Here is a 12,405-nt window from a genome sequence, read left to right on the forward strand (position 1 = left end):
CCAACGATGTTCGATGAATTCTACGGGCTCAAGGCCAGGCCGTTCCAGCTCACGCCGGACCCGGAATTCTATTTCGAGAGCCTGACTCACCGTAAGGCGCTGTCCTATCTGGGCTATGGCCTGGCGCAGGGCGAAGGTTTCGTGGTGATCACCGGCGAAGTCGGTTCGGGCAAGTCTACACTGGTGGCGCACCTGATGGAGACGATCGATCCCGCGCGGATGACGGCGGCCAATGTCGTGACCAGCGCGCTCGACGGGGGCGAGATCGTCCATGTCGTGGCGCAGGCCTTCGGGCTGCCGGTGCCGGGGCATGACAAGGCCTCCGCACTGGGCGCTATCGAGGCGTTCCTGCACGCGGAAGCGCGGCTGGGGCGCCGCTGCCTCCTGATTATCGACGAGGCGCAGAACCTGTCCATCGGCGCGCTCGAAGAGCTGCGCATGCTGTCCAACTTCCAGCTCGGCTCGCATCCGCTGTTGCAGACGCTGCTGCTGGGCCAGCCGGAGTTTCGCGAAACGCTGGCGGACAGCGATCAGCTTGAGCAATTGCGCCAGCGCGTGATCGCCGCGCACCACCTCGGCCCGATGGAGCGCGAGGAAGTGCAGGCCTATATCGAGCACCGCCTTGGCCGTGCGGGCTGGAGCGGCAACCCCGGTTTCGATGCGGATGTCTTTGCCGCGATCCATGAAGCATCGGGCGGGATTCCGCGCCGGATCAACCAGATCGTCAACCGCCTGCTGCTGCTGGGCGCGGTCGAGCAGCGCGCGCATATCGACAGCGCCATGGTGGCGCAGGTGCTCGAAGAGATGAACAGCGACGGGGCCATGGCGCTGGCCCGCCCTCAGCCGCAGGCCGAGGCTCCGGCAACAGAGGAAACCGCTGGCGGCGAAGCGCCCGTGGCACCGCCCGCCGCGCCTGCCGGATTGGCCGGAGAGGCCGGGTTCGATGCCGCCGGCGTCGCGGCGCTGATCGAGCAGGCGCTGGCGGACCGCGATGCGCGGATCGGCGAACTGGAGCAGGCCATGCTCGAACTCGCCGCCGCGCCCGGAACGCGCGAACCGGCCTGGGCGCCTGAGGGCGATGGCAAGGTGGCTGAGCTGGAGGCGCGTCTCGCCGAAGTCAGCGCCTATGCCGCGAAGCTCGAAGCGCGTCTGGACGAGCAGGAGCACATGCTGCGCCACACGCTGACGATGCTGATCGAATGGATCGAAAGCGACGGCGGCCGGCGCGAGGCGGCCTGACGGATCCGGCCGGGGAGGTGCAACCGATGAATGCCAGCGAGCCGGTCAACGGGCTCTCGGTCGATGTCGAGGACTGGTTCCAGGTCGGCGCCTTCGAGACGGTGATCGATCGCGAGAGCTGGAGCACGCTGGCCTGCCGCGTGGAGCGCAATTGCGATGAAATCCTGCGGCTGTTTTCCGAAACCGGGGTGAAAGGCACGTTCTTCACCCTGGGCTGGATCGCGCAGCGCCACCCGGCGATGATGCGCCGGATCGCCGCCGAAGGGCATGAGATCGCCAGCCACGGCTGGGACCACGAACGCGTGTTCCGCCTCGGCGCCGGAGGCTTCGCGCAGGACATCGCCCGGGCCCGCAAGGCGATCGAGGATGCCTCTGGCACGGCGGTGACGGGCTACCGCGCGCCGAGCTTTTCCATCGATGCGCGCACCCCCTGGGCGTTCGAGGTGCTGGCGGAGCAAGGCTATGCCTACAGCTCCAGCGTCGCGCCTATCGTGCACGATCACTACGGCTGGCGCGAGGCGCCGCGTTTCGCGTTTCACCCGCTGGCGGGGCATGACTTCGTGGAGATCCCGGTAACGACCGCGCAGTTCGCCGGGCGGCGGCTGGCGGCCGGTGGGGGCGGGTTCTTCCGGGTGCTGCCCTATGGCTTCTCGCGCTGGGCGATCCGGCAGGTGAACGGGCAAGAGCGGCGCCCGGCGGTGTTCTATTTTCACCCGTGGGAGATCGATCCCGGCCAGCCGCGTGTCGAAGGGGCTCCGCTGCGCTCGCGGGTGCGGCACTACACCAACCTCGGCGTGATGGAGCGCAAGCTGCGCCAGCTTCTCGGCGAGTTCCGCTGGGGGCGCATGGACGACCTCGCTGCCCGCGAAGCGGTGCAGGCCATGGCATTAGCGGCATGACGGCGACTTATCCTCTGACGCAGAACGGTGTGCGCGTGGCGCACCTCTACGATTCGCTGGAAGTCTCCCGGCTGGAGGCTTTCGTGGCGCGCCATCCGCAGGGCACGCCGTTTCACCGGCCCGCGTGGTTCATGTCCGTTGCCCAGGCGACCGGAAACGAGGCGCATGGGCTGGTGCAGACGCGGCAGGGGGAGATAACAGCTTTCCTGCCGTTCGATGCCATTCACTCGCCGGTCTTCGGCCGGGTTCTTGCTTCCAGCGGCTTTGCCGTGGGCGGCGGACTGCTGGCCGCCGAGGGCGTGGACCCCAAGGAAATGTTCGTCGCGGCGGAGGAACTGGCGCGGCGCCTGTCCTGCCCGACCATCGAACTGCGCGGCGGGCTGCTGCCGCAGGCGCAAGGGGGCTGGGCGCTCAAGAGCGAATCGCACTGCAACTTCGCCCGCCCGCTCGCCGCGGACGACGAGGCCGAGCTTCTCGCCATCCCGCGCAAACAGCGCGCCGAAGTGCGCAAGGCACTGGCTAATGACCTGACCGTGGAAGTGGGCACCGGCGAGCGCGACCGCGCGGCGCATTACGAGGTATTCTGCGAAAGCTACCGCAACCTTGGCACCCCGGTGTTCCCGCGCGCGCTGCTGGACAGTGTGGTCGATGCCTTCGGCAAGGACGCCGATATCCTGACGGTGCGGCACGAGAGCAAGCCGGTGGCGAGCGTGATCAGCCTCTATCACGGCGGCGCGGTGATGCCCTACTGGGGCGGCGGCACCTGGGAGGCGCGGCGGCTGCGCGCCAATGACCGGATGTATTACGAGCTGATGCTCCATGCCCGGCGGCGTGGCTGCGCGACGTTCGATTTCGGCCGCTCCAAGACGGGCAGCGGCGCCTATCACTTCAAGCGCAACTGGGGTTTCGAGCCGGAGCCGCTGACATATGCCACCTGGACCCGCCCCGGCGCCGCAAAGCGCGAGGCCGATCCCACCAGTTCCAAGCTCTCCTTGCAGATCAAGGTCTGGCAGCGCCTGCCGCTCTCCGTCGCCAACCGGCTGGGGCCGCTGATCGCGCGCGGGATCGGCTGATGGGCGAGATCCTGTTCCTGTCCCACCGCATCCCGTTCCCGCCGGACCGGGGCGACAAGATCCGCTCGCACCATGTGCTCAAAGCTCTGGCGCGGCTGGCGCCGGTCCACGTCGCGACCTTTGCGGACGATGGGGAGGATCACCGGTTCGAAAGCGATCTGGCTGCGCTGGCCGCCAGCTATTGCCTCGTGCACCGGCGCAAACCCTTGCCACTGGCCGGGCTGGAAGCGCTGGCGAAGGGCCAGCCGCTCAGCCTCACCGCCTTTCACGACCGCCGCCTTGCACAGTATGTCCGCGAGGTTCTGGCGCAGCGCGATATCGGCGTGATCTACGTCTTTTCCGGTCAGATGGCGCAATATGTGCCTGCCGGATTTCGCGGGCGTGTGGTGGCCGATCTGGTCGATGTCGATTCCGCCAAGTTCGAGGCCTATGCCGCCAAGGGCCGGGGCCCGCGCGCCTGGATGGAACGCCGCGAAGGCAAGCTGCTGCGCGCCGAGGAAGCGCGGATCGCGGCGGCCAGCGGCGTCACGCTGCTGATCAGCAAGGCCGAAGCGGACCTGCTGCAATCGCGCCTGCCCGGTGCGGGGCCGCGCGTCTGCGCGATGGGCAATGGCATGGACAGCACTTACTTCGATCCGGCTGAGGCCAGTCCAGAACCGCGCATGCTCGCCAAGGGTACGCCGCGCCTGATCTTCACCGGGCAGATGGACTACGCCCCCAATATCGAGGCGGCTACCCGTGCGATCGAGCGGATCATGCCGCGCGTGCGCAAGCTGTGCCCGCAAGCGAGCCTGCACATCGTCGGCCGCAATCCGCCGCCCGCGCTTCAGGCCCGCAGCGGCCGGGACGGGATCGAAGTCTGGGGCCGGGTCGAGGACGTGCGGCCCTGGCTTGCCGCTGCCGATATTGCGCTCGTCCCGCTGGAAATCGCGCGCGGGGTGCAGAACAAGGTGCTCGAAGCCATGGCGATGGGCCTGCCCGTGGTGCTCTCGCCGGGAGCGGCGACCGGGATCGAGGCGCGGAACGGCCGCGATTTCCTGATTGCCGATAGCGACGAGGATCTGGCGAAAGCCGTGGTCTCGCTGGCCGCCGATCCGGTGCGGGCAGGGGCCATGGGCGCCGCCGCGCGCGAATGGATCGTGGCCCATGCCGCCTGGGATGCCGCGCTGGCGGCGCTGCCCGGCTATCTTGGTTTCGAAAGCGCCGGGAGCATAAGCGATGCCGCCTGAAATGCGCGCGATGATGCACTCGTTTGCCGAGGCGGGACGGCGGCTGTCTCCGGTCTGGCGCGCCGCGCTGATCCGGTTGGCGCTGGTCTGGGCGCTGCTGCTGGCGGTCTTCGCGTCCGACTGGGCGGCGATGGTGCGGCAGTGGTGGGATATTTCCACGTACAACCACATCGTGCTGGTGCCCGCGATCCTCGCCTGGCTGGTGTGGCAGCGCTGGCCGGAGCTGGAAAAGCTGGAGCCGCGCCTTTGGTGGCCGGGGCTGGTGCCCTTTGCCGGGGCGGCCTTCCTCTGGCTGCTGGGCGCGATGTCCGGGCTGGATCTGGCAAAGCAGGCGGCGGCCGTGGCCATGTTCGGCGCGGTGGTGCCGCTGCTGCTGGGCGTGCGGGTGAGTGCCGGGCTGGCCTTCCCGCTAGCCTATCTGGTCTTCCTTGTCCCTGTTGGCGAGGAAATGGTTAACCTGCTGCAGACGATCACGGCCGGGATCACGGTCGCCTTGACGCACCTGAGCGGCGTTCCGGCGGAAATCGAGGGAGTGTTCATCAATACCCCCGCCGGGCTTTTCGAAGTGGCGGAGGCCTGTTCCGGCGTGAAGTTCCTGATCGCGATGATCGCGTTCGGGGTGCTGGCGGCCAACGTCTGTTTCATAAGCTGGCGCCGCCGTGCAGTGATGCTGGCGTCCTGCGTGGTGGTGCCGGTGCTGGCGAACGGCGTGCGGGCCTGGGGCACGATCTATGCCGCGCAGTTCTTCGGCGTCGAAGTGGCGGCCGGGTTCGATCATATCGTCTATGGCTGGATCTTCTTCGCGCTGGTGCTGGCGCTGGTGATCGCGGGGGCGTGGCGCTTCTTCGACCGGCCGCTGGATGCGCCGGTGATCGACGCGCAGGCCATTGCCAAAGCGCCGTGGCTTGGCCGTCTGGAGACGCGGCCCGTCCCGGCGCGCGCAGTGCTGGCGGCGCTTGCGGCCGTGATCGTGGCGGTGCAGGGCTGGGCCTATACGGCGGACCGGCTGGCCGCGCCGGTGCCCCGGCAGATCATGCTCCCCGCCGTTCCGGGCTGGACCCGCGTGGACTACAGCCCGCAGATCTGGTGGGAGCCACAGGCGCAAGGGGCCGATCACCGGCTGCTGGGGCGCTACCGCGACGGACAGGGGCGGCAGGTCGATGTCTTCGTGGCGCTCTATGCGCGGCAGGGCGAAGGGCATGAAGCCGGCGGCTTCGGGCAGGGGGCCTTGCCCCCTTCCAGCCCCTGGGCCTGGCAGGCGCCGGGGCCGGACTTCGCCGGGGGCAAGAGCGAGCGTCTGCTGGGTGACGGCACCGTCCGGCGGCTGGCCGTGACGTGGTATCGCAACGGCAGCCTGCTGTCCGGCAGCAACACCCGGCTGAAGCTCGCCGTGATCGCCAATCACCTGTCCTTTCGCGCCCGGCCCACCACGATGCTGATCCTCTCGGCGGAGGATGCGGCGCAGGCCCCGGCCGAACAGGCCATCCGCCGCTTCCGGGCGTCCACAGGCCCGCTGGGGCCGTGGATGGACCGCATGACTCGCGTCCGGTAAGCCTGCCTGCCATGTGCGGTATCGCCGGTATCTTTCATCTGGAAACGCCCAAGCCGGTCGATCCCGCACGGGTTGAGGGCATGTGCGATGCCATCGCGCACCGCGGGCCGGACGGGCAGGGGGTGTGGACCGCGCCCGGCGTGGGGCTGGGGCACCGCCGCCTCTCGATCATCGATCTGGCCGGTTCGCCGCAGCCGATGGCCTCGCCCGATGGCCGCGCGATGCTGGTGTTCAATGGCGAGATCTACAATTACCGCGAGCTGCGCCAGGAACTGAAAGAGGCAGGCGCCCATTTCCGCACCGATGGCGACAGCGAAGTGATCCTGGCCGCCTGGCAGCGCTGGGGCCCCGATTGCGTCACCCGGCTGCACGGCATGTTCGCCTTTGCGGTCTACGACTGCGATGCCCGCACGCTGTTCCTCGCGCGCGACCGGCTGGGCGTGAAGCCACTCTACTTCGCGCCGCTCAGCGATGGCAGCCTGGCTTTCGGGTCTGAACTGAAGGCGCTGCTGGCGCATCCGCTGCTGCGGCGGGAGATCGATCCGCTGGCGGTGGAGGACTATCTGGCGTGGGGCTACGTCCCCGATCACCGCGCGATCCTGAAAGGCGTGGCGAAGCTGCCCGCGGGGCATTCGCTGCTGCTGCGCCACGGCGCGCCGATGCCGTCTCCCCGCCAATGGTGGGACATCTCCTTCGAGCACAGGCACAAGGGCAAGGCCGCCGATCTGGAGGCCGAACTGCTGCACCTGATGCGGCAGGCGGTCTCCTCGCGCATGGTGGCGGACGTGCCGCTGGGTGCCTTCCTTTCGGGCGGGGTGGACAGCTCCAGTGTCGTCGCGCTGATGGCCGAGGCCAGCGCGCAGCCGGTGCGGACGTGTTCGATCGGCTTCGATGTCGCCGCGCTGGACGAGAGCGCCTATGCCTCCAAGGTCGCGCAGCAGTATCACACCGATCACGCCTCCCGGCTCGTCTCTCCCGACGATTTCGAGGCGGCGGACCTGCTGGCGGGCATGTTCGGCGAGCCTTTCGCCGATGCCTCGGCTCTGCCAACCTGGCGGGTGTGCCAGCTTGCGCGGGAATCGGTGACGGTCGCCTTGTCCGGAGACGGGGCGGACGAGGCGCTGGCGGGCTATCGCCGCCACATGTTCCAGTACAACGAGGATCGCGTCCGCTCGCTGCTGCCGCAAGGGCTGCGCGGCCCGGTGTTCGGCGCGCTGGGGGCGGTCTATCCCAAGGCTGACTGGGCGCCCCGGCCGCTGCGCGCCAAGACGACGCTGCTCTCGCTGGCGGGAGACAGCGCCGAAGGCTATGCCTGCGCCCTGTCGGTGACGCCGCCGGAACTGCGCGAAGGCCTCTATTCCGAGGCTTTCCTGCGGCTGCGCGGCGATTACCGGGCAGAGCAGCCGCTGATGGACGTGATGCGCTCAGCGCCTGCGCGCTCGGGGCTGGACCGGGCGCAATATGCCGACCTCAAGGTCTGGCTGCCGGGCGATATCCTCACCAAGACCGATCGCACCAGCATGGCCGTCAGCCTCGAAGCGCGCGAGCCGCTGCTCGATCACCGCCTGCTCGAATTCGCCGCTGCGCTGCCGGAATCGATGCGGGTGCGCAGCGGGCAGGGCAAGTGGCTGATGAAGCAGACGATGCGGCGTTTCCTGCCCGACGATGTGCTCTACCGGCCGAAGCAGGGCTTCGTCACGCCCATCGCCCAATGGTTTCGCGGCCCTCTGGCGCAGACCGCGCGGGATATCGCCGCCAGCACAACCCTGGCCCGCACCGGCTGGTTCGATACGCGGCGGATGGGCGCGCTTGTTGACGCGCATCTGTCCGGAATATCGGACAATTCCCGTCTGCTGTGGCAGCTTTTGATGCTGGAAAAGGCGTTCGTCCGGCTGGGCATCGGGTGAAGTTGGCCGCTGCTGCAGCGGTGCGCGCGCCGGGACACCGTCGTTCTTGCTATATTAACGATACTGATTCTTAGGAAATTTGCCCTACCGGTGAAATCTGAGCGTCAATACGGGACGTGCATGAACCAATGTGAACGCCATCTTTGCCAGCAAAAGCGGACGCTTTCCGCGGCGATGGCGCGTGCCGGCATGACATTGCCCAGCCTTGCGGAAAGCCCTTTCGGCCATGGCTGAACTCTGGACCAACTTCACCCGGCTCTGGAAGAGCGCCCGCGCCCGGATCGTGTTCTGGGCCGCGCTGACAGGCCTGCTGATCGGCGTGACCGGTTTTGCCGAGCCGGCGGAAGATGCCCTGCGCAACTTGCGGTTCTGGGCGCAGGAAAAGGACGCCAGCGGCGATATCGTTGTAGTGACGATAGACAACCACACGCTGGAGGGCCTTGGCGCAATCGACGTCAATCATGGCAATGACGCAGACGTTCTCACGTCCCTGTTCAAGGCTGGCGCATCGCGCGTGTTTTTCGACCGCCCGTTTGCCGTGCCCGGCAGCAAGGAACAGGACAGCAAATTCGTCGATACCTTGAAAGCCCATCCTGGGCAGGTTTTCCTCGGCGCCATTCCGGGCGGCAAGGGCGAAGCAGGCAATTATGCCAGCCGGCTGCCGCTTGAGAAGTACCGTGAGCACGCCGGTGTTGTTTCGCTGCTGATCTATCATGCGCCGTTCAATTTGAACGTCGGGATGCCACTGGCTTCCGATAGCCCGATCGGAAAGATTCCATCGCTTTCGGCGGCCATATCGGGTGTCGATGGTTCCACCAACCGGCTGTATTTTCCGGATTATTCGATCCGGGTGCGCACGTTCCCGGCGCTTAGCTACGTCGATGTGCTTCGCGGGCAGTTCAAGTCTTCGGTGGTGAAAGGGAAGACGGTCCTGATCATCCCCGCATCGGCGGTGTTCAACGATACCCAGTACATTCCGGGCCAGAGGATCGATGCTCCGGGCGGCTATCTCCATGCCATCGGGGCAGAGACGCTGCGAGCCGGAGTGCCCAGGGAACTGGGCTGGTTTCCGCCGTGGCTTATGGCGCTGATTATCATCGCTTCGGGGCTGCAGCGCGGGCGCGTGCTCGACGTGTACCGGTTTACCGGTCTCGTCTTCATTCTGGTCGCCGTGCCCTTCCTGCTCGACATGATCAGAATGTCGGTGGAAGTGGTGCCCGCCTTTGCTTCGGCGCTGGTCGCCGTCATCCGCATGCGAAATCTCGATCGCGTGGAAGTGGCGGGTGAGACGAATGCCGGATCGGGGCTCCCCAGCGTTCAGGCGCTGCGGAACTCGGAAGTGCTTTCGCCCAAGATTCTCGTTGCACTGAAAATCCGCAATTATGGCGCGATCATCGGCAGCTTCGCCGAACATGTCGAAGCGGAATTTGCCAACGAAATCGTGCGCCGCATCCGCATCAGCGATGAGCCGGTTGCCGTCTATCACGAGGGCGGCATGTTCGTCTGGCTTTCGAACATCCGCAGCACGTTCGACCTGTTCGAGAACCTGGAAGGCCTGCACCGCATCGTCCAGAACGGCATTCAGGTCGGCGGGCTAGACATCGATCTGTCGTTCAATTGCGGGATCGATTCCGAGTTCGACCGGCCGATGGCGAGCCGTATCGCCAGCGCCATGCAGGGCGCCGAAGAGGCAGTGCGCAACGACGAACTGGTCTATCAGAACGACAACCGCAAACACGAGGCGCAGTGGGAAATCTCGCTGTTGACCTCGCTGGATCGTGCCATCGACAATGGCGAGGTCTGGGTTGCCTATCAGCCCAAGCTGGACTTGAAGGCCAATCGGATCACCGGCGCCGAGGCGCTGGTGCGCTGGACGCACCCGGAACGCGGGCCGATCAGCCCCGAAAAGTTCATCCGCATTGCCGAGGAATTCCACCGGATCGAACGGATCACGCGGTTCGTGATCAACGATGCCGTCCGCACGGGGGTGGAATTGCAGCGGATGGGCCACGATCTGACCATTTCCGTCAATATTTCGGCCCAGCTGCTCCGTAACCCGGGGCTTCCGGGCATGATCTCGGATATTCTCGTGGAGCACGGTCTTCCCACGGACCGGCTGATTCTGGAAATCACAGAGACCGATCGTCTGGATCGCAGCTCGCGCACATTCCAGATGCTGCAGCGCCTGGTACGATCAGGACTTCGCCTGTCGATCGACGACTTCGGCACTGGAAACGCGACGATCGATTATCTGCGCTACCTGCCGGCCAGCGAAGTGAAGATCGACAAGGTCTTCGTTTCCTCGATGGAAACGAACAAGGAAGATCTGCTGCTGGTGCAGTCGATCATCGACATGGCCCATTCGCTCGATCGCACGGTGGTGGCGGAGGGTGTCGAAACCGCGACGGCGCTGGAAATACTCAAGGAACTGCACTGCGACGTGATCCAGGGCTATTTCCTCAGCCGCCCTGTCCCGTTTCGGGAATTGCTTGAGCAGATTGCCCAGCCCAAGGTTCTTAAGATTGGTTAAAAATCCTTGAAAACCTCTTAACTCATTGTTAACCATTGCATCAGCCGCGCTGGTTGCGGCTGTTCACATGGGGAAATACAATGGTTGAAGGTTTCTGGGGCGGTGGTCACTGGGGTCTCTGATCCTACCACTTGCCAGGTAAAGCTGTTCTTCGGAGCAGTTTTCCGCAACAAACAGAAAGGCGCTTTTGAGAAGGTTCAGGCCTTCTTGAAGGCGCCTTTTCTGTTTCGAGGTCGATATTTATATTCGACTATTCTTGGAATAGTGCGGAATACTCCCCTGGAACGGGTGGAGGCCGTTCTCATGTTTTGCGTGAGGCAGGGGATACTGTCCGGAAATGGGCGCCGAAATAGCCGGTGCACGCTGCCCCGATTCGGGACTCGTTAACCAATCAGCCTTCGCCGTGGCCCATCGCAAGGTAGTCGGCGCTCTGCATTTCGTTCAGGCGGCTGACGGTGCGCTCGAATTCGAAGCGTCCGGTTCCGGCCTGGTAGAGTTCTTCCGGTGAGGCATCGGCGGCCACGATCAGCTTGACCTTGTTCTCGTAAAGCGCGTCGATCAGCGTGACGAAGCGCGCGGCCTCGTTGCGCCGGTCCGGGCCCATTTTCGGGATGCCGACCAGAATGACCGAGTGATAGGCCCGCGCAATGGCGAGATAGTCCGATGCCCCGCGCGCTTCCCCGCACAGGCGTTTGAAGCTGAATACGCCCACGCCTTTCAGGCTCTTGGGAACGTGGAGCAGGCGTCCGCCGCCCACGTCGATATCGGCGGACGGCACATGTTCAGCGTCTTCGGGCGGATAGTCGGTCAGGCGGTAGAACGCCTCGCGCGCCTGTTCGGTGGCGGGTTCGCCCAGCGGCATGTGCCAGGTCGCCATGCCGCCCAGGCGCTGCAGCCGGTAATCGGTGGGGCCGTTCAGCGTCATCACGTCGAGATCGCGCTCGATCAGCGCGATGAACGGCAGGAAGTGCTCGCGGTTGAGCCCGTCCTTGTAGAGTTCGGACGGCGCGCGGTTGGAGGTGGTGACGATCGTCACGCCCTCGTTCTCGATCAGGTGCGTGAACAGCCTGCTCATGATCATCGCATCGGCCGAATTGTTGACGACCATTTCGTCGAACGCGAGGCAGCGGATATTGCGGGCAAGGGCGGCGGCAACCGGCGGGATCGGATCGCCGGTTTCCTTCTTGCGCTCCTCGCGCAGCAGACCGTGGACTTCCAGCATGAAGGCGTGGAAGTGCACGCGGCGCTTTTCCGGGATATCGAGCGTCTGGACGAACAGGTCCATCAGCATCGACTTGCCGCGCCCGACGCCGCCCCACATGTAGATGCCGCGCGGCGGTGCGGGCTTCTTGCCCAGCAGCTTGCCGATCAGGCCGGTCGATGCGGTCGCCTTGTAGAGTTCGCGTTGCAGCCGGTTGAGCCGTTCGGCCGCCGCTTCCTGCTCGGGATCGGAGCGCAGCTCGCCGGTGGCCACCAGCGCCTCGTAGCGTTCGAGCATGGCGGTCATCGCGCGCTGGGCTTTCTGAGGGTGCCGATGAAGTTCGCGACCAGATGATCGCCCTGTTCCACCGTGCCGCGCAGGAACACCAGGCGGCGGGTTTCCTTCACCACTTCCACAACCGCATCGAGCGGCTGGCCAACAATGCCCGCGCCGACGAACTGGTTGTGAAGATCGAGCGTTACCGCACCGGCCGCGTCGGCGCCCAGCGTAACGTAGATGCCCGCGAACATGGCAACGTCGATGAGCGCAAGGGTGGCGCCGCCGTGGATATTGTCATGCACATTGCTGTGCTGCCGGCCCGGCGCGATCAGGCGCAGGCGGGCGGAGCGTTCGCCCTCGGCGCGCACCAGCATCGGACCCAGTGCGGCGCTGTTGAAGCGCGTGGGGTCCGTCAGATTCCACGTGTGCCACCCCGGATAGTCCGGCGATGGCCCGTAGGCGAAAACGCTATTGTCCGTCACTTAGGAAGCCGCAG

General features: G+C 65.8%; 9 protein-coding genes. 7 read left to right on the forward strand and 2 right to left on the reverse strand.

All coding sequences use genetic code 11. The features are described 5' to 3' along the window. The first annotated feature begins 6 nt into the window (after positions 1 to 6). The 7 genes from MTR66_RS10785 to MTR66_RS10815 all read left to right on the forward strand — a co-directional run bounded on the left by MTR66_RS10785 (position 7) and on the right by MTR66_RS10815 (position 10,429). The gene (locus tag MTR66_RS10785; RefSeq protein ID WP_243920809.1) at positions 7 to 1,239 is read left to right on the forward strand and encodes an XrtA/PEP-CTERM system-associated ATPase; all 1,233 of its coding nucleotides are present in this window, start codon (positions 7 to 9) and stop codon (positions 1,237 to 1,239) included. A 26-nt stretch (positions 1,240 to 1,265) separates the two neighbouring features. Further along, positions 1,266 to 2,138 (forward strand): XrtA system polysaccharide deacetylase, encoded by an 873-nt coding sequence (locus MTR66_RS10790; RefSeq protein ID WP_243920811.1) that lies wholly within the window; start codon positions 1,266 to 1,268, stop codon positions 2,136 to 2,138. Continuing rightward, positions 2,135 to 3,211 carry a FemAB family XrtA/PEP-CTERM system-associated protein gene (locus MTR66_RS10795; protein WP_243920814.1) on the forward strand — a complete coding sequence of 359 codons (1,077 nt, stop codon included), beginning with the start codon at positions 2,135 to 2,137 and terminating at the stop codon, positions 3,209 to 3,211. Before MTR66_RS10790 ends, MTR66_RS10795 begins: the two co-directional genes overlap by 4 nt. Next, on the forward strand, positions 3,211 to 4,440 hold the full coding sequence (locus MTR66_RS10800) for a TIGR03087 family PEP-CTERM/XrtA system glycosyltransferase (RefSeq protein WP_243920816.1): 1,230 nt from the start codon (positions 3,211 to 3,213) through the stop codon (positions 4,438 to 4,440). Before MTR66_RS10795 ends, MTR66_RS10800 begins: the two co-directional genes overlap by 1 nt. Next, complete coding sequence (gene xrtA / locus MTR66_RS10805) at positions 4,430 to 5,992, forward strand: exosortase A (protein ID WP_243920818.1); 1,563 nt, start codon at positions 4,430 to 4,432, stop codon at positions 5,990 to 5,992. Before MTR66_RS10800 ends, xrtA begins: the two co-directional genes overlap by 11 nt. An 11-nt stretch (positions 5,993 to 6,003) precedes the next feature. Then, positions 6,004 to 7,899 carry an XrtA/PEP-CTERM system amidotransferase gene (locus MTR66_RS10810; RefSeq protein WP_243920820.1) on the forward strand — a complete coding sequence of 632 codons (1,896 nt, stop codon included), beginning with the start codon at positions 6,004 to 6,006 and terminating at the stop codon, positions 7,897 to 7,899. A gap of 226 nt (positions 7,900 to 8,125) precedes the next feature. Then, positions 8,126 to 10,429: an EAL domain-containing protein gene (locus MTR66_RS10815; RefSeq protein ID WP_243920822.1), complete on the forward strand. Its 2,304-nt coding sequence runs from the start codon at positions 8,126 to 8,128 to the stop codon at positions 10,427 to 10,429. Positions 10,430 to 10,820: 391 nt separating this feature from the next. On the opposite strand, the gene zapE is transcribed toward MTR66_RS10815, so the two are convergent. Together zapE and MTR66_RS10825 are read right to left on the reverse strand one after the other, a co-directional pair. After that, positions 10,821 to 11,936 carry a cell division protein ZapE gene (gene zapE / locus MTR66_RS10820; protein WP_243920824.1) on the reverse strand — a complete coding sequence of 372 codons (1,116 nt, stop codon included), beginning with the start codon at positions 11,934 to 11,936 and terminating at the stop codon, positions 10,821 to 10,823. Continuing rightward, the gene (locus MTR66_RS10825; protein ID WP_243920826.1) at positions 11,933 to 12,391 is read right to left on the reverse strand and encodes a PaaI family thioesterase; all 459 of its coding nucleotides are present in this window, start codon (positions 12,389 to 12,391) and stop codon (positions 11,933 to 11,935) included. The genes zapE and MTR66_RS10825 overlap by 4 nt, the downstream gene beginning before the upstream one ends. Positions 12,392 to 12,405 lie beyond the last annotated feature (14 nt).

This window comes from Novosphingobium beihaiense (assembly GCF_022832375.1).
GTDB classification, from domain to species: domain Bacteria; phylum Pseudomonadota; class Alphaproteobacteria; order Sphingomonadales; family Sphingomonadaceae; genus Novosphingobium; species Novosphingobium beihaiensis.